General features: G+C 58.8%; 26 protein-coding genes, 2 tRNA genes and 1 riboswitch. Of the genes, 27 read left to right on the top strand and 1 reads right to left on the bottom strand.

Annotated features, from left to right (window positions below; genetic code table 11):
• The first annotated feature begins 298 nt into the window (after positions 1-298).
• From KQI17_RS06910 to KQI17_RS06810, 21 genes are all read left to right on the top strand, one after another.
• Entirely contained in the window at positions 299-1,438 is a 1,140-nt protein-coding gene (locus KQI17_RS06910) for a D-alanyl-D-alanine carboxypeptidase family protein (protein WP_216495460.1), read from the top strand.
• Between the two features lie 110 nt (positions 1,439-1,548).
• Positions 1,549-1,717: riboswitch (Lysine riboswitch) on the top strand.
• A 104-nt stretch (positions 1,718-1,821) separates the two neighbouring features.
• On the top strand, positions 1,822-3,330 hold the full coding sequence (locus tag KQI17_RS06905) for a Na+/H+ antiporter NhaC family protein (protein WP_216495459.1): 1,509 nt from the start codon (positions 1,822-1,824) through the stop codon (positions 3,328-3,330).
• A 381-nt stretch (positions 3,331-3,711) separates the two neighbouring features.
• Positions 3,712-4,665: a DUF6017 domain-containing protein gene (locus tag KQI17_RS06900; RefSeq protein WP_173017486.1), complete on the top strand. Its 954-nt coding sequence runs from the start codon at positions 3,712-3,714 to the stop codon at positions 4,663-4,665.
• Between the two features lie 68 nt (positions 4,666-4,733).
• The gene (locus KQI17_RS06895; RefSeq protein WP_160234859.1) at positions 4,734-6,743 is read left to right on the top strand and encodes a ParB/RepB/Spo0J family partition protein; all 2,010 of its coding nucleotides are present in this window, start codon (positions 4,734-4,736) and stop codon (positions 6,741-6,743) included.
• A gap of 6 nt (positions 6,744-6,749) precedes the next feature.
• The gene (locus KQI17_RS06890) at positions 6,750-7,031 is read left to right on the top strand and encodes a hypothetical protein (protein WP_154250152.1); all 282 of its coding nucleotides are present in this window, start codon (positions 6,750-6,752) and stop codon (positions 7,029-7,031) included.
• 4 nt (positions 7,032-7,035) lie between these two features.
• Positions 7,036-7,440, top strand: coding sequence for a hypothetical protein (locus tag KQI17_RS06885; protein WP_154250153.1), 405 nt, complete (start codon positions 7,036-7,038; stop codon positions 7,438-7,440).
• Between the two features lie 104 nt (positions 7,441-7,544).
• Positions 7,545-8,438 (top strand): LPD25 domain-containing protein, encoded by an 894-nt coding sequence (locus KQI17_RS06880; protein WP_154250154.1) that lies wholly within the window; start codon positions 7,545-7,547, stop codon positions 8,436-8,438.
• Between the two features lie 10 nt (positions 8,439-8,448).
• Positions 8,449-8,895, top strand: a complete 447-nt coding sequence (locus KQI17_RS06875) for a hypothetical protein (RefSeq protein WP_154250155.1) — start codon at positions 8,449-8,451, stop codon at positions 8,893-8,895.
• Between the two features lie 12 nt (positions 8,896-8,907).
• Positions 8,908-9,828, top strand: coding sequence for a hypothetical protein (locus tag KQI17_RS06870; protein WP_154250156.1), 921 nt, complete (start codon positions 8,908-8,910; stop codon positions 9,826-9,828).
• Between the two features lie 12 nt (positions 9,829-9,840).
• The gene (locus KQI17_RS06865; RefSeq protein ID WP_154250157.1) at positions 9,841-10,647 is read left to right on the top strand and encodes a hypothetical protein; all 807 of its coding nucleotides are present in this window, start codon (positions 9,841-9,843) and stop codon (positions 10,645-10,647) included.
• A 148-nt stretch (positions 10,648-10,795) separates the two neighbouring features.
• The gene (locus tag KQI17_RS06860) at positions 10,796-11,104 is read left to right on the top strand and encodes a MobC family plasmid mobilization relaxosome protein (RefSeq protein WP_154250158.1); all 309 of its coding nucleotides are present in this window, start codon (positions 10,796-10,798) and stop codon (positions 11,102-11,104) included.
• Positions 11,104-12,477 carry a relaxase/mobilization nuclease domain-containing protein gene (locus KQI17_RS06855; RefSeq protein WP_154250159.1) on the top strand — a complete coding sequence of 458 codons (1,374 nt, stop codon included), beginning with the start codon at positions 11,104-11,106 and terminating at the stop codon, positions 12,475-12,477. The genes KQI17_RS06860 and KQI17_RS06855 overlap by 1 nt, the downstream gene beginning before the upstream one ends.
• Positions 12,401-12,880, top strand: a complete 480-nt coding sequence (locus KQI17_RS06850; RefSeq protein ID WP_154250160.1) for a hypothetical protein — start codon at positions 12,401-12,403, stop codon at positions 12,878-12,880. The genes KQI17_RS06855 and KQI17_RS06850 overlap by 77 nt, the downstream gene beginning before the upstream one ends.
• Positions 12,871-13,509: a DUF3801 domain-containing protein gene (locus KQI17_RS06845; protein ID WP_154250161.1), complete on the top strand. Its 639-nt coding sequence runs from the start codon at positions 12,871-12,873 to the stop codon at positions 13,507-13,509. The genes KQI17_RS06850 and KQI17_RS06845 overlap by 10 nt, the downstream gene beginning before the upstream one ends.
• A gap of 19 nt (positions 13,510-13,528) precedes the next feature.
• Positions 13,529-14,275: a hypothetical protein gene (locus KQI17_RS06840; RefSeq protein ID WP_216495458.1), complete on the top strand. Its 747-nt coding sequence runs from the start codon at positions 13,529-13,531 to the stop codon at positions 14,273-14,275.
• 471 nt (positions 14,276-14,746) lie between these two features.
• Positions 14,747-15,511, top strand: a complete 765-nt coding sequence (locus KQI17_RS06835; RefSeq protein ID WP_216495457.1) for a response regulator transcription factor — start codon at positions 14,747-14,749, stop codon at positions 15,509-15,511.
• A 58-nt stretch (positions 15,512-15,569) separates the two neighbouring features.
• Positions 15,570-15,845 carry a hypothetical protein gene (locus KQI17_RS06830; protein WP_195308450.1) on the top strand — a complete coding sequence of 92 codons (276 nt, stop codon included), beginning with the start codon at positions 15,570-15,572 and terminating at the stop codon, positions 15,843-15,845.
• Entirely contained in the window at positions 15,842-16,270 is a 429-nt protein-coding gene (locus KQI17_RS06825) for an RNA polymerase sigma factor (RefSeq protein ID WP_154250456.1), read from the top strand. Before KQI17_RS06830 ends, KQI17_RS06825 begins: the two co-directional genes overlap by 4 nt.
• Positions 16,251-16,514 carry a helix-turn-helix domain-containing protein gene (locus tag KQI17_RS06820; RefSeq protein WP_154250457.1) on the top strand — a complete coding sequence of 88 codons (264 nt, stop codon included), beginning with the start codon at positions 16,251-16,253 and terminating at the stop codon, positions 16,512-16,514. The genes KQI17_RS06825 and KQI17_RS06820 overlap by 20 nt, the downstream gene beginning before the upstream one ends.
• A gap of 360 nt (positions 16,515-16,874) precedes the next feature.
• Positions 16,875-17,051, top strand: a complete 177-nt coding sequence (locus tag KQI17_RS06815; protein ID WP_216495517.1) for a hypothetical protein — start codon at positions 16,875-16,877, stop codon at positions 17,049-17,051.
• A gap of 109 nt (positions 17,052-17,160) precedes the next feature.
• Positions 17,161-18,849, top strand: a complete 1,689-nt coding sequence (locus tag KQI17_RS06810; RefSeq protein WP_154250458.1) for a recombinase family protein — start codon at positions 17,161-17,163, stop codon at positions 18,847-18,849.
• A 153-nt stretch (positions 18,850-19,002) separates the two neighbouring features.
• Here the strand turns inward: KQI17_RS06810 and KQI17_RS06805 are convergent, their stop codons facing one another.
• Positions 19,003-19,830 carry an RNA methyltransferase gene (locus KQI17_RS06805; protein ID WP_216495456.1) on the bottom strand — a complete coding sequence of 276 codons (828 nt, stop codon included), beginning with the start codon at positions 19,828-19,830 and terminating at the stop codon, positions 19,003-19,005.
• 195 nt (positions 19,831-20,025) lie between these two features.
• On the opposite strand from KQI17_RS06805, the gene KQI17_RS06800 reads away from it, so the two are divergent.
• From KQI17_RS06800 to KQI17_RS06780, 6 genes are all read left to right on the top strand, one after another.
• A tRNA-Leu gene (locus KQI17_RS06800) sits at positions 20,026-20,112 on the top strand.
• A gap of 20 nt (positions 20,113-20,132) precedes the next feature.
• Positions 20,133-20,208 (top strand) — tRNA-Met (locus KQI17_RS06795).
• 515 nt (positions 20,209-20,723) lie between these two features.
• Positions 20,724-21,047, top strand: a complete 324-nt coding sequence (locus tag KQI17_RS06790) for a helix-turn-helix domain-containing protein (protein WP_216495455.1) — start codon at positions 20,724-20,726, stop codon at positions 21,045-21,047.
• A gap of 157 nt (positions 21,048-21,204) precedes the next feature.
• Entirely contained in the window at positions 21,205-21,639 is a 435-nt protein-coding gene (locus KQI17_RS06785; protein ID WP_371821973.1) for a DUF819 family protein, read from the top strand.
• Positions 21,640-21,751: 112 nt separating this feature from the next.
• Positions 21,752-22,096 carry a hypothetical protein gene (locus tag KQI17_RS13580; protein ID WP_253285722.1) on the top strand — a complete coding sequence of 115 codons (345 nt, stop codon included), beginning with the start codon at positions 21,752-21,754 and terminating at the stop codon, positions 22,094-22,096.
• Positions 22,097-22,197: 101 nt separating this feature from the next.
• Complete coding sequence (locus KQI17_RS06780) at positions 22,198-23,058, top strand: peptidase dimerization domain-containing protein (protein ID WP_253285721.1); 861 nt, start codon at positions 22,198-22,200, stop codon at positions 23,056-23,058.
• Positions 23,059-23,070 lie beyond the last annotated feature (12 nt).

Raw genomic sequence — 23,070 nt, 5'->3', positions numbered from 1 at the left:
TATACAACCCGATTGTTCCCGATTAACGATTATAATACCATATACATACCATAACATTTGGCCTTTTGGCCTGTCCGAAAAACCCGCCAGCCCTTGATATTGCTGGGTTTTTCTAAAATGTTTATGGATACTTGGGAAGCCGATGCACTACCGATGTACTAACCCTGCAAAGTGAGGCTATTATAGCAGACTTCCCCGCGCAATGCAAGGCGAAATTTGCCTGCCGGCACAGTTTTCCGTATATGCCCCCGGCGGGCGGCATAGGATGGGGCAAAGGACATAAAAAGGAGTGCATCCCATGAAACGAACGGTATTTTCTCTGCTGGCAGCCTTCGCCCTGTGCGTCAGCGCCGCGGCAGCGGGGCCGGCGGTGAGCTGTCCGAGCGCACTGCTGATGGAAAAGCAGACCGGCACGGTGCTCTTTGCGCAGGATGAACACACGCCGCGTGAGCCGGCGAGCGTGACGAAGATCATGACGCTGCTGCTGGTGATGGAGGCCATCGACTCCGGCGCGCTCTCCTACGACGATGTGGTGACGGGCTCGGCGCACGCGGCGGGCATGGGCGGCAGCCAGATCTGGCTCAAGGAGAACGAACAGATGACGGTGCGCGACCTGCTCAAGGCTGTGTGCATCGTCTCGGGCAACGACGCGGCGGTGGCGCTCGCCGAGCACCTTGCCGGCAGCGAGGACGCCTTCGTGGAGCGCATGAACGCGCGGGCGCAGGAGCTCGGCATGAATGACACGCACTTCGTCAACTGCACGGGCCTGCCCGCGGCGGGACACCTCACGAGCGCCTATGACATCGCGCTCATGTCGCGCGAGCTGATCCTCAGGCACCCCGACATCCGGCAATTCACGACCGTCTGGATGGATTCGCTGCGCGGCGGAGAGTCCATGCTCGTAAATACAAACAAGCTCATCCGCTTCTACGACGGCGCAACCGGCCTCAAGACCGGCTCGACCGGCTCGGCGGGCTATTGCCTGAGCGCGACGGCGGAGAAAAACGGCATGGAGCTCATCGCGGTCGTGCTCAAGGGCAAGACAAGCGACGAGCGCTTCTCCGACGCCAAGAGCCTGCTCAACTACGGCTTTTCGACCTGGTCGCTCGTGACCGTCACACCCGACGAAGTGCTGCCGCCCGTACCGGTGACGCTCGGCGTGCGCGGCACGGTGCAACCGGTGCTCACGAGCGAGAACGCCCTGCTGGTGGAAAAGGCGCTGGCAAACGGCCTGACGAAGGAGGTCGCGCTGGCGGAAAGCGTCGCCGCGCCGGTATACGCGGGCGACACGCTCGGTCAGCTCACGGTGCGCGACGCGGCGGGGAACACGGTCGCCGAGCTGCCCATCCTCGCGGGCGAGGACGTGGGCCATGTGACCTTCGTGCAGATGCTGGGACGCTGTCTTGCGCGTGGCTTCTGCATGGGACCGCAGAGCTGAACCCCACCGAAAGCGGCAAAATTCGCGAAATGACCAAAAGAAGCCGCAAAAATTTTACATTTTCTCTTGACAAAACGCGGCAATGGTGTATACTATCCTTGTTTTTAATAAGTCTTGATAGAGGCGCGGCCAACATCAGTAGCTCTGCATAACCGGCAGGAACCGGAGAGCGAAAGGGGCGGCCGCCGAGGGGACACACGGATTCCTGTGCGTGTGTTCACCGGGCCGGGGGATAACATCCGTCGGACTGTCGCCGAAAGGCGGAGAGCTGTCATGATCGGAATACGACCGAAAGCGTATTTGCAAAAGGTGTTGTGTTTAAGTCATGATGGAAGCATCATGGCTTAAATTTTTTGTGCAGACGCACGAAAGGAGAATTCCTCATGTTTGTCAACACCTTCTGGTCCCTCGTTCCCCCGATCGTCGCCATCGGCCTTGCCCTGCTGACGAAGGAGACCTACTCCTCCCTCTTCATCGGCATCGTCGTCGGCGCCCTGCTCGCCACGGACTTCAGCCCCATCGGCGCGCTCGACACCATCATCAACGACGGTCTGACCGCCGCCATCGCCGACAACGCCGGCATCTTCCTCTTCCTCGTGATCCTCGGCGTGATGGTCGCGCTCGTCAACGCCACCGGCGGCTCCGCCGCCTTCGGCCGCTGGGCCGCGAGCCACATCCATTCCAAGGCCGGTGCGCTGCTCGCCACCTTCGCCCTCGGCGTGCTGATCTTCATCGACGACTACTTCAACTGCCTCACCGTCGGCTCCGTCATGACGCCCGTGACCGACAGCCAGAAGATCTCCCGCGTGAAGCTCGCCTACCTCATTGACGCCACCGCCGCGCCGATCTGCATGATCGCGCCGATCTCCTCGTGGGCGGCCGCCGTCTCCGGCGTCGCCGCGAAGCTCGACACCGGCGTGTCCGGCATCCAGCTCTTCATTGAGGCCATTCCCTATAACTTCTACTCTCTGCTCACCATCGTGTTCGTCATCACCATGGTCGTTCTCGGTGTGGACTACGGTCCCATGGCCGCGGCAGAGCTCAAGGCTGCCCAGACCGGCGACCTCGGCGCGCTGAGCGACGAGCACGAGGAGGGCTCCTCTCGCGCGAATATGTGGGATATGCTCATTCCCATCTTCCTGCTCATCATCTTCTGCGTCATCGGTCTGATCTACGTCGGCGGCTTTTGGGATCCTGAGACCAACGCGGGCGACTTCATCGCAGCCTTCGGTGATACCGATGCCTTTGTGGGCCTGCCCTGGGGCGCGTTGATCGCGCTGGTCCTGTCCATCATCTACCTCTGCGCGCGCCGTGTCATCACCTTCAAGGGCGCTATGGGCTGCATGACCAAGGGCTTCAACGCCATGGTCCCCGCCATTCTGATCCTCACCTTCGCCGTCTCCCTCAAGAGCATGACGGGTCTCCTCGGCGCCGCCGATTATGTGGAAGGTCTGATGAAGCAGGCGTCCGAAGGTCTCTTCATGCTGCTGCCCGCTATCATCTTCGTGGTCGCCTGCCTGCTGGCCTTCGCCACCGGCACGAGCTGGGGCACCTTCGGCATCCTCATCCCCATCGTGCTTCCTATCTTCAACGCGGCTCCCGACCTGCAGATCATGGGCATTTCCGCCTGTCTCGCCGGTGCGGTCTGCGGCGACCACTGCTCCCCCATCTCCGACACCACCATCATGGCGTCCGCCGGTGCGAACTGCAACCACATCGAGCATGTCTCCACGCAGATCCCCTACGCCGTCACCGTGGCTGCCATCTGCTTTGTGAACTACATCCTTGCGGCGTTTATCCGCAACGTGGTCATCAGCCTCGCCATCGGCGTGGTCATGGTCATCGGCACGCTGCTGGTCATCCGCTCCGTGCAGAGCAGGAAGGCCGCCTGAGCGTAAGGCTCTGCGCACTGCTTCCGCCGATAAAAACGCTCCGACCGATTTTCGGTCGGAGCGTTTTCTTATAGGCTTTGGTATCCCAAGCGGCGCACTTCTATGATAACGAGATTTTAGGGTATCAAGCACAATCTTATCGAGGAAAATCGAGCAAAAAAGAATGGTGGTATGTGGCGGCCAGTAAAAATTGCCCCGACACAGGCAGACGAGGGCCATCTACAATTTCCCTTAAAAACCTTTGTTGAGTAAGTTGCTTGCTATCATTGTTACTATCCCAAATTGAAAAAGGTGCAGAAAAAAGAAGAAAGCGGGTGGAAAGCCCGTAGTCCAGGCGCTCCGTAAGGGGCGCCTTTCTTTTTGCCCAATGGAGGTGAGAACGTGGGCAAGCAAGCATTTGACTATTATTACGGCGACGAAAGCAATCAATTTTCGTTCTACCGTATCCCCCGCCAGCTTATCACCGGCGAACAGTTCAAGAAGCTGTCTACCGACGCCAAGCTGCTCTATGGCCTTCTCCTTGACCGCATGGGGCTGTCCGCTAAAAACGGCTGGTACGACGACCAAGGCCGTGTTTATATCTACTACACACTGGACGAGATACAGGCAGACCTGGGCTGCGGGCATGAGAAGGCCGTCAAGCTGCTGGCCGAGTTGGACACAGGCAAGGGTTTTGGCCTGATCGAGCGCGTCAAGCGGGGCCAGGGCCGTCCTGCAAAAATCTATGTCAAGCGGTTCACCACCGGCGAAAAACCGCCGCAACCCTCCCAGCCGCAGGACATTCCCAGACTTCCGATTTTCGGAAGTCAAGACTTCGGAAAATCGGAAGTCAAGAGTTCCGAAAAGCAGAAGTCAAGACTTCCGGTTTTCGGAAGTGCAGACTTCGGAAAATCGGACGCAATCTATATTGAATCAAATCAAACTGACCCCATTCAGCTTGATCCATCTGTCCATCCATCCCCCTCCCCTCCGGGAACAGGATGGATAGATCGGATTGATTGCGGGAGAGATGTGCGGGAAAGTATTGACTACGCTGCCCTCTGTACCCAGTTCAACCGTGAGGACGTGGATGAGGTGGCGGAGTTGATAACCGATGTTCTATGCAGCACCCGCGCCACCCTCCGCATCGGCGGCGAGGAACTTCCCACCGCCCAGGTGAAGGAACGCTTTTATAAACTGGACTATTCGCACCTGGAATATGTTTTTGACTGTCTGCGGAAGAACACGACCAAAATCCGCAACATCCGCGCCTATCTGCTGACTGCCCTTTACAATGCCCCGGCCACCATCAACAACTACTATCAAGCGGAGGTACAGCACGATTTTGGCCCTTAATATCGGTTGAAAATGCGTCTCAAATCGAGACGCATTTTTCGACAAAATAAGCAAAAGGAGGACTCACCATGCCAGACAAGAAGAACCCGTTGATCGGCGCTTTCCGCGCCCCCGTCCCCGGCGCACCGCCTGATAAGCCCGCCGAGGAAAAGAAACCCGTCGAGCCGCCCAAGGCCGCGCCTGACCCCAAGGCCACCGCCGACGCTCCCGGCAAGCCCACCGAGGAAAAGAAACCCGCCGAGCAGCCCAAGGCCGCGCCTGACCCCAAGGCCACCGTTGCCGCTCCCGGCAAGCCTGCCGAGGAGAAGAAACCCGCCGAGCCGCCCAAGGCCGCACCTGACCCCAAGGCCCCCACCGACGCTCCCGGCAAGCCCGCCGAGGAAAAGAAGCCCGCCGAGCCGCCCAAGGCCACGCCTGACCCCAAGGCCCCCGCCGACGCTCCCGGCAAGCCTGCCGAGGAAAAGAAACCCGCCGAGCCGCCCAAGGCCGCGCCTGACCCCAAGGCCCCCGCTGATGCTCCCGACAAGCCCGCCGAGGGAAAGAAGCCCGCCGAGCCACCCAAGGCCACGCCTGACCCCAAGGCCCCCGCCGACGCTCCCGGTAAGCCTGCCGGGGAAAAGAAGGGTGCCAAAGCGTCCAAGGCGGCGGCTGACCCCAAAGCCCCCGCCGCACCCGACAAGCCTGCCGAGGAAAAGAAGCCTGCCGAACCGCCGAAAGACCCCAGCCTCCGTTTCGTCAAGCTGTCCGAGATCGTTCCCCTCCCCGGCACCTACGTCAAGGACACCCCCAGGAAGGACTACGGCGATATGATTGCCGACATCAAAAAGAACGGCCTGCAAAAGCCGGTCATTCTCCGCCAGGGGGAAAAGGGAGAGCTACAGCTTGTAGACGGTTTCCATCGCTGCAAGGCGCTGGAACAGGCCGGTATGCTGGAAGTCCGGGCGGATGTTTACGAAATGGCCCTTACGGACGCCAGCCGCTACCGCAAGGAACACAGGAAAAACCCCGACCTGCCCATTCCCGGCAAGCTGGTAGACCCCCACCCCGCCGAGCCGGAAAAGACGGGGGCTGAACAAGCGCCCGCCGCCGCGCCCGATAAGCCCACCGAGGACGAAATCCCCAAGGACTTTACGCTCCCCATCACCAGGGAGGGGCAGTCGGAGATCATCACCACGCTGAAGGTGTCGGAGATACACCCCTTTGAGGGCCATCCGTTCAACGTCAAGGACGACCAGGACATGATGGACCTGGTGGACAGCGTAAAGAAATTCGGAGTGTTGGAGCCTGCCGTGGTCATCCCCCGCAAGGCGGGCGGCTATGAGATGGTGTCCGGCCACCGCCGCCGCCGGGCCTGCGAGCTGGCGGGTATCGCCACCATGCCGGTCATCGTCCGCCAGCTTGACCGGGACGAGGCCACGATCTCTATGGTGGACGCCAACCTGAAGCGGGAGAACATCAGCCCGATGGAGAAGGCCCGCGCCTATGCCATGAAGCTGGAAGCCATGAAGCACAAGGCCGGACGGCGCACCAAGGAGGAAACCGCCAAGCTGGCGGCCGAGGGCAAGAAGCCCATGCGGGCTGACGAGGAACTGGCCCAGCAGACCGGCGAGAGCCGTAGCAATATCCAGAAACTTGTCCGTCTGAACAACCTGACCCCGGAATTACAGCAGATGGTGGAGGATAAGAAGCTCCCCGTCCACACCGCCGCAGACCTCTCATATCTGAAAAAAGAGGAACAGGCGGCGGTAGCCGACGCCATCAAGAAGGAGGATAAAGTCCCCTCCGGCACCCAGGCGGTGGAACTGAAAAAGGCCAGCCAGGAAGGGACGCTGACCACGGACAAGATCGAAAAGTCGGTAGCCCCCACCAAGCGGGAGGAGACGCCGCAACTGAAAATCACGCTGACCGAGGAGGATCTGCGTCCGTACTTCCCGGATAAGCGGACTACCATCCCTGACGCAAAGCGCGGGGTGTTCGAGGCCCTTGACCTGCGGAAAAAGGCCATTGAGCGCCAGAAGGCCAAGGCCGAAGCGGAAAAGGCGGGTAAGGGCAAAAAGCCCCCTTCCCCTTCGAGGTAAGCGGCTATGGCGGATGATAGAGTATGCGAGGGCTACCACGTTATCAAAAGCAAGCGCATCAAGGACGTGGAGATCGTGCTGGCCCACAACCCGAAAGCACCATCCCCCTATGTGACCTGGAAATCCTACGCCCACAGGCAGTTTAAGGAATTTGCCTATGGCAACTATTTCGGAGACCGGGAGAGCGCAGAAAAGGATTTTCGCCGGAGAGTTGAGGAACTGCGGCAAGACTACGGCCTGCCGCCCAAGCCCCGCAAGCCGCCCGGCCATGACGATATGGCGAGGTGACACCATGACAGAAATCTTGATCGCGTCCGCCGCCGCCAGCAACTATGAGGGCATGGACGCCCTGGTGGGCGAGGATGGGCGGGTGTATCTCGGCAGGAGCGAAAACTATTGCCCCGGAGACGGCGAGGCCCCCGCGTTTTACGACAATTCGGACAACTCCCTGCAACTGATCTCCGACAACATCAAAATGTTCCATTTCCTTTACGGCGAGGGCTGGCCGGTGTCCCAGCGCCAAATGCGCCGGGAGCGGTGCTTTACCAAGGCGGACTATATCGAGTTTGCCAGCCTGCGGGACGGGGTGCTGTCCCATTACCGTCCCATCCGGGAAGTGACCTTCGCCGGGAGGCCCTTTGTCCCGCCCAAGGCATATTGCCGTATGCACCGGGCGCGGCCCGCCGCCGTCCGCTGAAATTCGTCTCAAATTGAGACGAATTTCGACATTTTATCCGGGGCGGCGAGAGCCGCCCCACCACTTTTTGGAAAGGAGTGATCCCCATAGATACCAACAGCCGTATGAAAGAGATCGCCGGGAACCTGCGCCGGGATGTGAAAGACCTGCTGGGCGAGAGCGCAAGCATCGTGACCGGCTTTTTCAAAAATGGCCTTTGCACCGTCCGGGGCGCGGCCACCCGCTGGAGGAACTTCACCCGTGATATTTCCGGGGCGTTTGTGTCCCTGTTCAAATCCGCCAAGGAGGCCACCCTGCCCGACCTGTCCCCGGAACAGGAACCCATCGTCACCGTCATGGAGAGCGCCGACGAGCATCTTCCCGCTGGCGCCCGCATGACGCTGTCCGAGGCGGAGACCCGGATGGAGGCGATAAACCAGGAATACTGGAACACTGACGAGCCGAGCCGCCCGGTCAAGGTTGCCATCGACTATATGCTGGACGGCGAGGTTGACCGCTACTGGCTGCCCCTCTCTACCGGGCCGGGCTACGGCTCCATGCTGGAACAAATGCAAGACCTTGTTGAAAATAACCTGAACCACCCGGAGAATCTGACCGGGATCTTCGAGGACGCGCCCGTTGGCCTGCGTGAATTGCTCCATGAACAGTTTGGCCTCCAGCTCCATGACGACCTGGAAAAGCTGGCGACCAGAGTGATCGGCTTTTTCCAGCAGCATTACACCATCACCAGATTGGAGCAGCAATTCCAGGCGCAGGCGGCGGTCATGCCGGAGAAGGAAAAGGGGAAATTCCTGGCATATACAAAAGCGGCGGTCACAGATTTGCGGAAGGCCGCGAATACCAGCCAGACCTCCGCCCCGGTGCAGGAACGCGCCGCCCCGGCCCGTAATGATGACCGGCCCCGGCAATCGGTCAAGGTGAAACTGCGCCAGATCAAAGAGGGCCAGACCGCCAAAGCGCCCCAGCGCCAGCGGAACCATCCCCAGCGGCAGAGATAGGGGGCGCGGTATGGTATTCAAGTATTATTCCACCCAGCGCCCCATCGACATTGGCACCTATCCCAAACTGCCAAACGACCCCCAGGTGGAAATGACGTTCTTTAGCGGACGCCAGCCAGTGGAGAGCGGCACCGTCCTGGCCTGGGGCGTTCTGGCCTATAACGCCCCCCTGTCCCCAAAGCAGATCGAGGACTATGAACTGCGCCCCGCCAGGGACAACCCCGACATTAAGGAGCGCATGAGCGTCCAGGCCCAGGCCGTGGGCGCGTGGGAACGGCGCAACCACATCCCGGAGGAAAAGCGTCTGACCCGCTGGGACCCGGACAGCAAGACCTATGAGCCGCTGGACAGCGTGAGGATGGAGGAATTACAACGGCAGTTTGAAATCGCGCTGGAATTTCCGACCGTTCCCTCCCGTGACAGGAAAAAGCCATCCCCCCAGCGCGGCGAGCGATAGGAGGGGCGGTCTATGGCAGAACAAAAACGGAAAGAGCCGACCTTTTACCGCGTATTGCACCGTACAGACAAATTCAATCCCGGTGAACATATCGAACTGGAACGCTCCGTGGAGTTTGACAGGTGGAATGTTGACCGCAGCGATCTGGCAGAGCTGGTCAAGCTGCCCTTGCAGGAGTTGCAAGCCAAGCGTAAGGACGGAGCAACGGCAGAAAAGACCATTTTCGGAAAAGTGCAGGTCGCCGCCGAGGAATGGGTGGAGCAGGCCGCCCAGACCATGCTCCTGGACAGGGCCATCGAGTACGTCAAGACCCCGGAGGTCAAGCACACGTCAAACGAGTGGAAACGGCAAAAGGACGGTGTTTGGGAGATCAGCAACCGCGTCTACATCATGCGCTATAAGATAATGCAGGAGACGACGGGCAATCACCAAGGCCAGTGGCTTGTGACCTGGGGCATCGCCATCAACCGCCCGCCCCGGCCCTCTACGGAAAAATACTACTATTCCGGCGATGTTATGGTAGTGGAGATAAAGAAGAAATACTACAACGCCGAGGCCGACGCACAGAACTATATCCAAGGCCGCTTTGATGTGTACGCCCGGCTTTTTACGGAGTTGTCCCCTCCCGTCCCGGACGAGTTCAAGCGTTCCTTTTATATCAACGGCGTTCTTCTCCCCGGCTATACCATAGCGCCCAAGGAGAGAGCGCCCCAGGAGGTGGCCGACGAGCTGCTGGACTTGCTGGACGATGGAGACCTTGCACCGCCGTCCGACCCGGAGCCGCCCAAGGCCCCGAAGAAATCGCCCCCGCCCCAGGGGAAGGCCAGCCCGGAAAAGCCAGCCGCCGCGCAGAAGCGGAGAGCGACCCCAGCAAAAAAGCCTACCGCCAAGAAAAAGGCCGCCGCTAAAAAGCAGTCGGCCCCGGTACGTTAGGGAGGCGCGAATATGGGATATACACACCTTGACCCCGGCAGGGAACTTGAAATTTCAAGTCACATCTATTTTTCGAGCAGCCAGTCCGACCTCTCCGAGTTGGTCAAACTTTCTCCCGACGCGCTGAAAGAACAGGAGCAGGCCAGTGTTGACCAGGAAAAAGCCATTTATGCAGAAATATTGAAAGTCAGCGAGAAGTGGGTACAGCAGGCGATGAAAACCTGTGAATTGAGGAAGGCACAGCAATATCTGACAATACCGCCCACCCCTCACACGGCTAACGTCTGGATAGATGGTGAGTACGACTGGCATGAGATCAGCAACATGGTCTACAAAATGTCGTGGCGCGTCTATGAGAACACCCGCTATGACAAAGCCAAAAAGGAATCTGTGCCGGTCTCCTGGGAAATTTCGTGGTATCTGACATTCAACACCCCCAGGGAGCCGGACTATTCCGGCCCTGGCCGTCAAATCGCCGGTCAGGACAGGAAACGCTTTACCGACAAGGCGGCGATGGAAAAGTACCTCCAAGGCCGTATCAACGCCTACGCCCACCTGTTCACCGAACTCTCCCCGCCCATCCCCAAGGGGGAGGAACGCCGCTTTTCCGTCAACGGTATCCTTCTCCCCGGCTACACCGTGGAAGTCCCGGAGAAAACGCCCCAGGAGGTTGCCGATGAACTGCTGGGCTTTCTGGAGGACGGGGATACGCCCCCGCCACCGGCAGAGCCGGAAAAGCCCAAACATCAACATCCCAGCCGCCCAACCCATAAGAAGCCCCAGCCCCGCAAGCAAAGGGACTCCGCCCCGACACGGTAGACAGCGGCGCCGTTGGCGCCGCTGTCCGCGCAAGCATGGCATTTTGACTGCAAAATGCCGCTTGTTAGGGGCAAGCCCCTAATACCCCCATTCCCCGGAAATGCGTCTCAATTTGAGACGCATTATTTTTTGTCGAAAGGAGCCAGCTATGCCAAAGCCCTATAAGACTATCACCCTGCGGCTGAACGCCGACGAGTATGCCCACCTCCAGGCGCAGGCCGGGGCCACCGGCTTAAAGATGGAGCCGCTATTACGTCAGCTTATCATGGGCGTTGAACTCCGCCCCCGTCCCCCCGACACCTACGCCGCCCTTCTCCGGGAACTGTCCGCCATCGGAAATAACGTCAATCAGCTTGCCCATCAGGCCAACGCCAGAGGGGAGGCCACCAGGGACGAGATCACCGAGGCCGCCCGCCTTGTGCGGCAAATGGCCCGGCTGGTGAGGGATACGCTCTAATGGCCTACACAAAAATCCTTGTGGTGCATAACCGGCTGGACAAGAGCGTGGACTACGCCCAGAACGAGGAAAAGACCTCGCTGGAAACAGCCATCGACTACGCCCTCAACCGGGACAAGACCGAGCGCACCTGTTTTGAGACCGCCATCAACTGCGACCGGGATACGGTCTATGCCGATATGATGGACACGAAACGTCGCTGGGGCAAGGAGGGCCGCAAGCGGAAGGGCTATCACATCATCCAGTCCTTCGCCCCCGGCGAGGTCACGCCGGAACAGGCCCATGCCGTAGGTGTGGAGCTTGCCCGGAGGCTTTTGGGAGACCGCTACGAGGTCATTGTCGCCACCCACCTGAACAAAGAGCATCTTCACTCCCACATCGTTTTCAACAGCGTTTCCTTTGTGGATGGGATGATGTACCGGGACACCAAGAAGGACTACTACCAAGGCATCCGGGGGACCTCGGACGCCATCTGTCAGGAGTACGGCCTATCCATCATCGACCCGGAAAGCAAAGGCAAACAGTACAGCGAGTGGCAGGCGGAGCGGAAGGGCAAGCCCACCCTGCGGGGCCTTGTGCGGCAGGACATTGACGCCGCCCTTTTCAGGGCCTACACCATGAAAACCTTTTGGCAGGAGCTTAACCGGCTGGGCTACGCCGTCAAGCGCGGCCCCAACGTGAAGCATACCGCCGTCAAGCCCCCCGGCGCTCCACGTTTTATCCGGCTGGACAGTTTGGGGGACGGCTACACCGAGGCGGACATTCTATCCCGCCTGTCCGCCGCCCGTTCCGGGGCGGCCCCGCCGCCACCCGAACCGCCGCCCCCGGCCTTTCAATGGCTGACACCGGGACGGAGATACCGGCCCCGTGGCGGACTTCCCCGCAAGCCCCGGAAGCTGAAAGGGCTTCGCGCCCTCTACTTCAAGTACCTCTATCTGCTGGGAGCCATCCCCAACCGCCGCCCCAGGCGGCAGACCGCCCTCGTTTCGTGGCGGGAGGTCATCAAGTTTGACCGCTACCAGGAGCAATTTATATACCTGATGAAAAACCGCATTGAGACGATGGGCCAGCTTTCCATGCAGTATGACGCTATCCAGGCCGAGATAGACGCCCTCACCGGCCAGCGCCGGGAACTGTACCCCCTGCGGCGGGCCGGGACGGAGGGGGCCGAGGCGGAGATCGACGCCATCAACGACCGCCTGCGGGCGCTGCGCCGGGAATTGAAGCTGTGCGCCCGCATTGAAAACGACGCCCCTACGGTACGCGCCAATGTGGGGGCCGACAGGAGCGAGACCCATGAAAAGACTGATAAAAGCAGACCTGACCGCCATCCTCCGTCTGGCGGGAGAGTGCCAGCCGATAGAGGCCGATAGGCTGGACATGAGCCTTTCCAAGCTATGCCGACAGGAATTTTCCGACTATCTCTTTTTAGCGCGGCGCGGCTGGTGCGGCCTGTTCGACTTCCCGGCCATCTATGAGAAGGACAGCTACGCCAACCTGTGCTGGACGGCCTACCGGGCCGTCCCCGGCGGGCCGGTCATCGCCCTGCTGCTCCATGTGGACAAGAGCGTGGGGGGACTGCCCTGGGGCAGCGTCACCATTTTGAACTACCGGGCCTCCGTGGAGGATGTGGAGATATTCGCCCCTCTGCCCCAGGCCCAGCGGGAACGGCATATCAGGCTGATCCTGCGCCGGTATCTTCACAATCCCCGGTACTGCTGCGTCCGGGAAGTCATTGAATATCTGAAAACGGGAGGTGAAAGTCAATGGATGTAAGCGGTGATGTGGCCGATCTGATGGTCAAAGAGAGCATCCAGCTCACCGAGGCCAGTATCAAGCTGCTGGCAGCGGGGAGCAAAAATCTGGCGGCGTTCCTATGGGCGCTGTCCAAGGACAACAAAAAGCTGGTTGGCAAGACCCACATGGCCCGCCTGCTCCGGGAGGGCAAGGAGTTGAAGGTGTTTCGCATTAAGGAGAGCGACCTTGCGGAGTTCCGGGCCTTTGCCAAGAAAAACGTCCTTTTTGCCGCCGTAAAGGACAGCCGGGCCGAGGACGGTATGGTAGACCTTGTGACCAACGTGGATTTTGTGTCCCAAGTCAACCTGTTCATGGAGCGCCGGGGCTATGGCGCTCCCGCAAGGGGCCAGGAGGCGGAACCGCCAAAAAAAGCCGCCCCCCGCGCTCCGCAAGGGCGCTCCTCACCACAGCGCGGGAGTGGCTCGACACAATCGCAGAGCAAGAGGACGACGACGAGGACGACGAGGACTACTGACACCCCGGAGAAGATCAGCGACATCCCCTCCGTCAAGGGGCGGCTGGCCGCCCTCCAAGCCGCAGCCGAGAGCATGAACCAGGGCAAGGCCCCCAAACAGCATACCCGTACCACTCCACCCAAAACACGATAATTGTAGGAGGTAATTCACAATGGCAGATTTGAAACAGATCGTAAGCCGCAAGGCCGAGAACGATACCAAGTGGCGGGAACAGCAGCAGGCAGAACGGGAGAACACCGTGGCCATGCAGGACGCCGGTATCACCGAGATCACCACCACCCCGGAAGCCTATGCCCGGTATCTGGAAATGCAGGGGGACAACCCGACGTACAGCGCCGGGAACATCGCCCTGGTCATGTTCGGCCAGCCGCAGGCCACCATCTTCGCCACCCGTGACCGCTGGAAAACGCTGAACCGTTCCGTGATGGAAGCGGAGAAGGGCAAGGGGACAAAGATTTTCGCCCGTTCCCCGATGGGCCGGGGCTACACCCTGGCCGATGCCTACGACATTAGCCAGACCCAGGGCCGGGAGATCAAGCAGACCGTCCTGCGGGACGACACCAAGGATATGGAGACCGCCCTCTCCACGGTGCTGAATTACGCCGTTGTCCCGGTGGTCATCGACGAGGAACTGCCCGTGGCCGCGTTCTACGACCAGCGCAACATGGAGCTTGCCGTCAACCCCACCTTCCCGGACAGCGAGGCGTTTGCCGCCATCGCTGCGGAGGTGGCGCACTCCCGGCTCCATGCCAAAGGCGCGTTTCCCGGCTATGACCGGGACGAGTGCGACCTGGACGCCCAGAGCGTGTCCTATATCCTCTGCCGCCGCTTCGGGATCGAGCGTCCCATGCCCGATATGTCCCGCCTGCCGGAACTTTACGAGGGCTGGGACCCCTAGCAGCGGCGGCAAGCCCTGGACAACATTCAGGACATGAGCAAGCAGTTTGGCCGTTCCATCGACAAGAGCCTGGAAGCGGACAAGCAACGGGGCCGCGCCCCTGTCCGCCCTGTTCGCCGCCCTGTCCGTTAAGCCCCTGCGGGGGTGTTTTTCCCCTGCGGGAGTGTAATCCGCCGCCCGTCCCCCGTCAAGGCCGCACGATTGCTGGCGCAATCGTGCGCGAGCCGACCAGTCTGCGGACTGGTCGGGCCTTGACAGGGGCCGTCCGGCGGATTTTAAGGTTATCAAGGGGAAAACACCCCAAAGCCGCCAGTTGGCGGCTTTGCTATACTGGGAGAGCGCGGCGGCCTGACGGGAGCGCCAGCGTGACCCCACGCGCCCCGCCGCAAGCCGTCGGCGGGGCAGCCAGCCCGGAAATGCGTCTCGAATTGAGACGCATTTCGACATTTTACACGAAATGAGGTAATGACTATGAAACGAGCAGCGCCCGTCCTGTTTGCGGCGCTCCTGATCTGTACCCTGACCTGCCCGGCTCTGGCCGCCGAGCCTGCGGAGGGAACGCCGCCCCCCAAGCAGACGGCGGCGTTCTACCCGGCAGAGGTCAGGGAAACCGCCGAGGGAGACGCCCGCAGGCTGGAAAAAATCTATTTGGAGTATCTGCGGAGCATCCTGCAAGTTGACTGGCTACCCAGCGTCCGGCGGGTCACATTCGTTCCGATAGTCGTTCTGTCTGATACCCCGGAGCGTGATTTGCACTCTTTAATACATCATGGTGTGGATATATGTATTTCAAGCAAACAAGCGCCATTCCTGATTGCGGACATAATACTTTCCCAGTTGCGGCGTTACACAGAGTACAATCATTTCAACAATCCAGAAAACGCAGAAGCAGCTTCTTTCCAAGCCGGAGACATTTTTATTGATCCGCCCCGTCGTATGGTAAAAGTCCGGGGGCAGTCCGTAAACCTGCGACCCCGTGAGTTCTCTTTGCTGCTGTACTTCATGCGGAATATCAACATTGTACTAACCTCTGAACAGATATGTGAACACGCTTGGGGAATGGAGGGAAGCTATAAGCGAGGTGTGTCTGGCCCTATTGCTATTCTGCGAAAAATAATCGAAACAGACCCTACCTGCCCCCGTTACATCGAAACCGTCTCCCGAATCGGGTATCGCTTTACGGCGTATCATAGCGAAATTTGCGATAATTATAGCGATGATGAAGTCGCTCTGTAGGGGTTTTGTAGGAATTGAAATGTAAAATGCTGGTATTTACTGGAAAGGAGCATTTTACATGAAAACTCCACGAATGATAGCAAACCATGAGAAGGCCGTCGTCCCAAGGCAAGGGACGGCGGCCTTTTCCATTTCGACACAGTTCCACCAACTTCCAAACAGAATGGCATTTCCGGCCATTTCTCACGGGCGGGGTGAGAAATGCAGCACAATAGATAACCTTTTGCCGAAAGCCCACTACTTTCGCCGCGGTTTGGCAAAACACCCCCTTCCACTTGTAATAAGGATAGAGGGGCAAATAAAGCCCTTCTCCGGCCGGGAGGTATTGCCATGAGTATGGAGCAAAACAAGGAACACGCCTTTGACGCCTTTTGTAAGCGGGTGGTCAAGAACGAGGCAGTAAATATCCAGTTGGAGTATTCCAGGCAGGAGCAACAGGAGGTTGTTTTCTCTGACCTCACCCCGGAGGAACGGCGGCAGCTTCAATACATAGATACCTATGCCCCGGAACGGAGAGTATTCCGTCTTTTCGGAATGGATATGGAAATCTCGGACGGCAACCTGGGGCGGGCGCTGGACGCTGTTTCAAAAGAGCGGCGTGATATTGTTCTGCTGGCCTATCTGCTGGGAATGACAGATGTGGAAATTGCCAAACGGCTCGGTCTTAATCGCTCCACGGTGCAATACCGCCGTACAAGCACGTTGGAACAACTACGGAAGATCATGGAGGAAAACGGATATGAATACCACAAACAGTAAGCAGCAGAAACTCCGCACCCCCCGCTATAAGCTCCTGCCCTATGCTACCATCCAAGCGGCCACCCAAGGCGATCCTGACGCTATCGCCGCTGTCTTGCGGCACTATGAGGGTTATATCGCCAAGCTGTCCACCCGCCGCTTGTTTGACGAGATGGGGAATGTTTATCTCTGCGTGGACGAGACCATGCGGCGGCGTCTGGAAATCAAGCTGATCGCTGGAATCTTGACCTTCAAGGTAGCATGACCTTTTCATTGGCCCGGCTGGCAGCCTGTCCAGCCGGGCCGGAGAAATACGTCTCAAATTGAGACACATTTCGACACCGCCGCCATCCGGCCCAAGCCCACCGCACCCGGCGGGCCTGTGCGGGCTGGCGACAGCCCTTCTATCTGCTACAACATAAGGCAGACCCCCTTGTACCTTGAAAATTGCATGACCGGCCAAACAGGATATGCCTTTCCGGGAAAGTGTGCATTTGCGCGCCAAGGGGAGCAATACGTCGCTGAATGATGTGCAGGGGCAGGAACGGGTTTGGATAGAACGGCATTTATACCAGGGCTGCATCCGCATGAGGGTGCGGCCCTGCCATTTTACAGAAGGGAAGTTATGCTTATGAACAAAGCGGCTCCACTTGCGGCCCTGCCCGATAAAGGCCCGCAGGCCCAGGTGCTTTTTGTCGATGGTCATAAGGTCACGGTCAGATACAGCGGGGATAAAAATCCCCCGGCGCTCCAGGCCATCAAGGACGTGCTTATCAATAGCGTTTCCACTCAAAAAGACTGATTTTTTGCATATTTTGGTGAAATATGAGATAATAATGGTGTAGATGGCACCTTGAAAAATAAATAGAACTGGCCGCCATATAGCACCGCCAGAACAGGAGGTAATCTATATGGCGGAACAAATCATCCAACTTGCGAAAAATGTCTTAAAACGAGTGGTATGTCTTTACCGTGTTTCCACGGTGGGACAGGTAGAAAAAGACGACATTCCCATGCAAAAGCAGTTTTGCCGTGAGTTTGTCCAGCGTCAACCGGGATGGGAGATCGTCAAGGAGTTTTCCGAGAAAGGTGTTTCCGGCTTCAAGGTCTCGGCCAAGAAAAGGGACGCAGTACAGGAGATACAGCGGATGGCCCTGCAAGGCGAGTTTGATATTCTGCTGGTATTCATGTTTGACCGCCTGGGCCGAAAGGACGATGAAACTCCCTTTGTGGTGGAGTGGTTCGTGAAGAACGGCATCGAGGTTTGGAGCGCGATGGAGGGACAACAGCGTTTCGATAATCACGTTGATAAACTGCTGAACTACATACGCTACTGGCAAGCCTCCGGGGAGAGCATTAAAACCTCTGTCCGTGTCAAGACCCGCATTAGCCAGTTGACCGAGGAAGGCTATTATACCGGCGGCATCGTCCCCTACGGCTACCGCCTGGAAAATCGGGGCCGCACAAACAAACGGAATAAAGAGGTCTGCGACCTTGCCATTGACCTCGACGAGGCCGAAGTTGTTAAAGTGATTTTCCAGAAGTATGTCTATGAGGGCTACGGCTCCCAGCGCATTTCCCGGTATCTGGCCGAGCAGGGCTTCCGCAATCGCAAGGGGGGCAATATTCCCACCACCAGCATTAACCGCATTATCAAAAATCCCCTCTATATCGGTATCCTCTGCAACGGTGAGAGTAGGTCAGAAAATGTATTGACCGAGCTTCAAATCATCGACGTTGACCTGTTTGAGAGGGCGCAGAAGATGATAGAGAGCCGGGCAAAGCCCCGCACCGCCCACAAGGAGATCCCACTCAATACCAGAGGGCAATCCCTTTTGGTGGGGAATGTTTATTGCGGCCATTGTGGCAAGCGGCTGACGCTGGCGACCAGCGGACGGAAGTATCAGAAGAAGGACGGCACCGTAGTCAACAAGACCTACGCCCGCTATCAATGCTCTTATAACATTCAGCACCCCGGCGGGTGTGATGGGCCGTCAGGCTACGGCGCGGCCAAGCTGGACGACCTTGTGGATCAAATCATCCGCATCCAGTTTGAACGCATTAAAACGGCCCCGCCCCAAGCGTTGATACGGGAACAGCAGAGCCGGGAGGTAGAAATCGCCAAGGCAAAGCTGAACCTGCTGAACGGCCAGTATCAGCAGAAGCAGAGGGACTATCAGGACTTGAGGGCTGAAACGCTCCGTGTCATTCGAGGCGACAGCCGCTTGAATGTGGACTTTCTAAACAGCATTGTGGACGAGACCATTACGCAACTCAAAGAATTGGGACAGCAGGTGAAAGAAGCAGAAGCGGAGTTGCGTGAATTGGTGTCCGGGGCCGAACAGGTGAAAGAGGAATACGCGCAACTGATGAACTGGGCCGAGTTGTACGACAAATGCACCTTTGAAGCAAAGAAAATGATTGCGGCACAGTTTGTAAAGGCCGTACACGTCAAACGGGACTATGAGATAGATGTTGAGTTTAATGTAGCCTTTGACGAGTTCCAGAGCATTTACCTGGAGCCGGAGAAGGAGGACGAAAAGAAACGTGGAGCGTCAACGCTCCTGGCCCTGGGCGAAAATGTAGGGCAGGCGGTTTGACCGCTTGCCCCGGTTTAATCGGATGGTAGTCAACGGCGCTATAAGTGACAGGAACATTTTTCGACATTCCGTTTTCGTGCAAGTTAAATGCCTGCAAGCAACTAACACCAAAAAATATCTTTTGCTAAAACCGCACCGCTTGCCATTCGGTCCTCATTTTGTCCGAAGCTGCCAGAACGCCACGGCGCTTGCCGCCGCCACGTTGAGCGAATCCACGCCGTGCGCCATGGGAATCTTCACCGTGTAGTCGCACGCGGCAATGGTGCGCGGCGAAAGGCCGTCGCCCTCCGTGCCGAGCACGATCGCCAGCCGCGGCTCGGCAGCGAGCTGCGCGTCGTCAATGCTTACGGAGTCGTCCGTCAGCGCCATCGCCGCAGTCCGGAAGCCGAGCGCGTGCAGACGCTCAACGCCCTTTTGCGGCCAGTCGGCGGCGTCCTCGCCGATGCGTGCCCACGGCACCTGAAAGACCGTGCCCATGCTCACGCGCACCGCGCGGCGGTAAAAGGGGTCGCAGCAGGTCGGCGTCACCAGCACCGCGTCGATACCGAGCGCGGCTGCCGAGCGGAAGATCGCCCCCACATTCGTGTGGTCCACGATGCCCTCGAGCACCGCCACGCGCCGCGCCCTCGCGCAGACCTCCTCCACGCTCGGGAGCCTTGGCCGGCGCATGGCGCACAGTACCCCGCGCGTGAGTTCAAAGCCCGTCAGCCGTGCGAGCATTTCGCGTTCGGCGGTGTAGACGGGAATGCCGCCGCAGCGCGCAAGGATGGGCTGCGCGTCGCCCTCGATGTGCCGCCGCTCCATCAAAAGCGAGAGCGGCTCATAGCCCGCGTCGAGCGCGGTGGCGATGACCTTGGGACTCTCGGCGATGAAAACGCCCTTGTCCGGCTCCAGACGGTTTCGCAGCTGCGCCTCGGTCAGGCGGGCGTAGACGTCCAGCTCCGGCGCGGTCAGGTCGGTCACTTCGATGATGTGCGGCATAGTCTCGGCTCCTCTCCCCTCGCCGGAACAAGCCGGCAAGAGCGGAAATTCTGCTCTCAGTATAGCAAACGCACCGGGGCTTGTCCATCGAAACTTCTCTCCTCGACGCCGTTCGACGGAACATTCGCTATATTTTTTCGTTTCAGGTGTTGACACGGTGACCGAAATATGGTATATTAATCGTTGCCGATATCCGCCGGTGTGGTGGAATAGGTAGACACAGGGGACTTAAAATCCCCCGGTAGCGATACTGTACCGGTTCGAGTCCGGTCACCGGCACCAGTATTTCCACAATTCCATATCGCGGGATAGAGCAGCTGGTAGCTCGTCGGGCTCATAACCCGGAGGTCGGAGGTTCAAGTCCTCCTCCCGCAACCATCTTGAGTGACCAAAATAGATACACTCACCTGAAACCCCTGAGAAATCAGGGGTTTCAGCGTTTTTATGCCCTGTTTTTTCAAAGCGTGTTTTATAGATACACAAGGGCATTTCAGAGCGTTAGGCAGGACTTGAACTAAATTCTCGGCTGATTTGGCCTGCTTTATGGCGGGCTTTACGCTCTCGGTTACTTTTTATTGCTCGTCTTTCCTAAATAATTTGAAACTTTTTATTGAAGAGGCTGGTATCACATTTTGATACCAACCTCTTTTCAGTTTATCAAATCCTTAGGGCGGAGATGAGCATCCAATGAACACAGAAGCTGTAATCTGTCCCCTTTGCGGTGCAATCAACAAAGGCCTCATAAGGCCGGATGCATATCGGCAAGGTAGTCAGCACACAATGAAGTATGGGACAATCGCAGACACGCCCCCTTAATGTCTTTATTTATTGACAATTATAGATGTATCGTCTATAATAACAAGCACAAAGATGATATAGAGGTGGTGTGCAGAATGGGACGAAAGAGTGTTGCTGTGCTGCCGCAGACGCAGGCGATTTTAGAACAGCTCGGAGAACAGATCAAACTTGCCAGATTACGGCGGCATCTGTCTGCCGAATTGGTCGCGGAAAGAGCTGGCGTAAGCCGAGCCACAGTGTGGAATGTTGAAAAGGGAAACCCCTCTGTCGCGATTGGGATCTATGCCGCCGTGCTGCACGCGCTGAACAATATGGATAAAGACCTTCTGCTCGTTGCAAAGGATGATGAGCTGGGGCGTAAACTCCAAGACCTTGAACTTACCACGCGCAAGAGAGCACCACGAAACAGAGGTGATTAACCGTGGCGTCAAACCAAAAAGTAATTTATGTCTATGAGAGCTTCAGATCTACAACGCCAAACTTCCTGGGGACTCTCTTCGTGGAGAATGTCCGTGGCCGGGAGAGCTACTCCTTTGAGTATGATGCTGACTGGTTAAAAAGCAGCGCAAACTACATGTGGCGGTGCTGCTCTTTATGGCAGCCGTTCTCGTCACGCTGGAGAAAAGCGCCAAGGGCGGCATGCAGAAATTCTTCAAGTACGTTCCTGCGGTCGTTCTCTGCTACCTCATCGCCATGTTCCTGTGCACGCTGGGCGTGTGGGATATGGCCGAGACCAAGCCCGCATACTCCGCTTTGAAAAACAACCTCACCTACGCGATGATCTTCGCGATGCTGCTCCGCTGCGACATCCGTAAGCTCCTCAAGCTCGACCTCTTCACCGCGGGCGTGGCCTCTCTCGCCAACATCGGCGGTACGGCCTCCGCGCCGGTCCTCGCCGGCTCCTACTCCGGTTCTCTCGTTCCCGTCGGCATCCGGATGGCCCTCATGGGCTATGTGGTCGGCACGCCGCTGGCGGTCGTCTGCGCGCACATCATGGAGTCTCTGGCCTGAGAACCCTGACGCTGCGGCGTTTCCGCGCCGCGCCATGACTGCTTCGACTGTGTAGGTGAACGCCGTTTCACCTGCACAGTTGCCCTAAGAACCCATTTGAAGGAGCAACGCTATGCCTGTTTTATCCGATCTTGAGCCGCGCGAGGTATTTGCCTGGTTTGAACGCCTGTGCGCCATCCCTCACGGCTCGCACCACACAAAAGCGATCAGCGACTATCTGGTCGCGTTCGCCCGCGAACGCGGTCTTGCCTGCCGGCAGGACGCTGCCAACAATGTCGTCATCCGCAAGGCAGCCTCCGCCGGATACGAAAACGCGCCGGTCGTCATGCTGCAGGGCCATATCGACATGGTCTGCGAAAAGGGCGCGGACTGCGGCAAGGATATGGAAACGGAGGGGCTCGACCTCTTCGTGGACGGCGACGTGATCGGCGCGCGGGGCACGACGCGAGCGACCTGAAGGCAAAGTACCTCATCAACATCGACTCGGAGGAGGAAAAGGTCCTCACGGTCAGCTGCGCCGGCGCCTGCCGCACGCTCTGCACGCTGCCCGTCACGCGCGTGCCCTTTGATGGAGAAACGCTCCGCGTCAAGATCAGCGGTCTTGTCGGCGGGCACTCCGGCGAGGAGATCCACAAGGGCCGCGCCAACGCCAACCTTTTGCTCGGCCGCGCGCTCGACGAAATGAGCCGTGCGGGCGTGCTGCGTCTCATCCGCGTCTCGGGTGGCGCCAAGGACAACGCCATCCCGCGTGAGGCCGAGGCCGTCGTCCGCACCGGCGACGCCGCCGCCCTTCGCCGTGCGGCGGAAGCGCTCGCCGCCGCGCTGCGCGCGGAATATCACGCCGCCGACGGTCATATCACCGTAACGGTCACTGAGACCGACGACGGGCTTACGCCCATGGACGCCGCCAGCACGGAGCGCGCCATCACGCTGCTGCTCTGCGCGCCGAACGGCGTGGTGGAGATGAGCATGGACGTGCCGGGTCTTGTGCAGACCTCGCTCAACCTCGGTCGGCTCACCTCCGATGAAGCGAGCCTCCGCGCCAGCTTTATGATCCGCTCAAGCATCAATTCCCAGAAGAATGCCGTGGCCTCGCGTCTCGCGCGGCTGGCGGAGGCGCTGGGCGGGCAGACAGAGCTGGACTCCGACTACAGCGCCTGGCCGTACCGCCCCGAATCGCCCCTGCGCGACCGCGTCGCGGAGGTCTTTTACGAGCAGTACGGCGAAAAGCCGCGCATCGCCGCGCTTCACGCCGGACTGGAGTGCGGCATCCTCTCCGGCAAGCTGCCGGAGCTGGACTGCATCTCCCTCGGCCCTGACCTGACCGACATCCACACCCCGCGCGAGCGCCTGCACATTGCCTCCACCGAACGGACGTGGCGGCTGCTGCTCGGAACGCTCAAGCGGCTGGATGCGTGAGCCCTCTTATGG

The sequence above is a fragment of the Oscillibacter sp. MSJ-31 genome (assembly GCF_018918025.1).
In the GTDB taxonomy this organism is placed as follows: Bacteria; Bacillota; Clostridia; order Oscillospirales; family Oscillospiraceae; genus Hominicoprocola.
This window is presented reverse-complemented; position numbering and strand designations above follow the sequence as displayed.

Excerpts from the sequence above, each read along its gene's own strand:
- KQI17_RS06910 (WP_216495460.1), top strand. The coding sequence starts at position 299 with ATGAAACGAACGGTATTTTCTCTGCTGGCAGCCTTCGCCCTGTGCGTC.
- KQI17_RS06905 (WP_216495459.1), top strand. The coding sequence starts at position 1,822 with ATGTTTGTCAACACCTTCTGGTCCCTCGTTCCCCCGATCGTCGCCATC.
- KQI17_RS06895 (WP_160234859.1), top strand. The coding sequence starts at position 4,734 with ATGCCAGACAAGAAGAACCCGTTGATCGGCGCTTTCCGCGCCCCCGTC.
- KQI17_RS06890 (WP_154250152.1), top strand. The coding sequence starts at position 6,750 with ATGGCGGATGATAGAGTATGCGAGGGCTACCACGTTATCAAAAGCAAG.
- KQI17_RS06885 (WP_154250153.1), top strand. The coding sequence starts at position 7,036 with ATGACAGAAATCTTGATCGCGTCCGCCGCCGCCAGCAACTATGAGGGC.
- KQI17_RS06880 (WP_154250154.1), top strand. The coding sequence starts at position 7,545 with ATGAAAGAGATCGCCGGGAACCTGCGCCGGGATGTGAAAGACCTGCTG.
- KQI17_RS06875 (WP_154250155.1), top strand. The coding sequence starts at position 8,449 with ATGGTATTCAAGTATTATTCCACCCAGCGCCCCATCGACATTGGCACC.
- KQI17_RS06870 (WP_154250156.1), top strand. The coding sequence starts at position 8,908 with ATGGCAGAACAAAAACGGAAAGAGCCGACCTTTTACCGCGTATTGCAC.
- KQI17_RS06865 (WP_154250157.1), top strand. The coding sequence starts at position 9,841 with ATGGGATATACACACCTTGACCCCGGCAGGGAACTTGAAATTTCAAGT.
- KQI17_RS06860 (WP_154250158.1), top strand. The coding sequence starts at position 10,796 with ATGCCAAAGCCCTATAAGACTATCACCCTGCGGCTGAACGCCGACGAG.
- KQI17_RS06855 (WP_154250159.1), top strand. The coding sequence starts at position 11,104 with ATGGCCTACACAAAAATCCTTGTGGTGCATAACCGGCTGGACAAGAGC.
- KQI17_RS06850 (WP_154250160.1), top strand. The coding sequence starts at position 12,401 with ATGAAAAGACTGATAAAAGCAGACCTGACCGCCATCCTCCGTCTGGCG.
- KQI17_RS06845 (WP_154250161.1), top strand. The coding sequence starts at position 12,871 with ATGGATGTAAGCGGTGATGTGGCCGATCTGATGGTCAAAGAGAGCATC.
- KQI17_RS06840 (WP_216495458.1), top strand. The coding sequence starts at position 13,529 with ATGGCAGATTTGAAACAGATCGTAAGCCGCAAGGCCGAGAACGATACC.
- KQI17_RS06835 (WP_216495457.1), top strand. The coding sequence starts at position 14,747 with ATGAAACGAGCAGCGCCCGTCCTGTTTGCGGCGCTCCTGATCTGTACC.
- KQI17_RS06830 (WP_195308450.1), top strand. The coding sequence starts at position 15,570 with ATGAAAACTCCACGAATGATAGCAAACCATGAGAAGGCCGTCGTCCCA.
- KQI17_RS06825 (WP_154250456.1), top strand. The coding sequence starts at position 15,842 with ATGAGTATGGAGCAAAACAAGGAACACGCCTTTGACGCCTTTTGTAAG.
- KQI17_RS06820 (WP_154250457.1), top strand. The coding sequence starts at position 16,251 with ATGAATACCACAAACAGTAAGCAGCAGAAACTCCGCACCCCCCGCTAT.
- KQI17_RS06815 (WP_216495517.1), top strand. The coding sequence starts at position 16,875 with ATGCTTATGAACAAAGCGGCTCCACTTGCGGCCCTGCCCGATAAAGGC.
- KQI17_RS06810 (WP_154250458.1), top strand. The coding sequence starts at position 17,161 with ATGGCGGAACAAATCATCCAACTTGCGAAAAATGTCTTAAAACGAGTG.
- KQI17_RS06805 (WP_216495456.1), bottom strand. The coding sequence starts at position 19,830 with ATGCCGCACATCATCGAAGTGACCGACCTGACCGCGCCGGAGCTGGAC.
- KQI17_RS06790 (WP_216495455.1), top strand. The coding sequence starts at position 20,724 with ATGGGACGAAAGAGTGTTGCTGTGCTGCCGCAGACGCAGGCGATTTTA.
- KQI17_RS13580 (WP_253285722.1), top strand. The coding sequence starts at position 21,752 with ATGCCTGTTTTATCCGATCTTGAGCCGCGCGAGGTATTTGCCTGGTTT.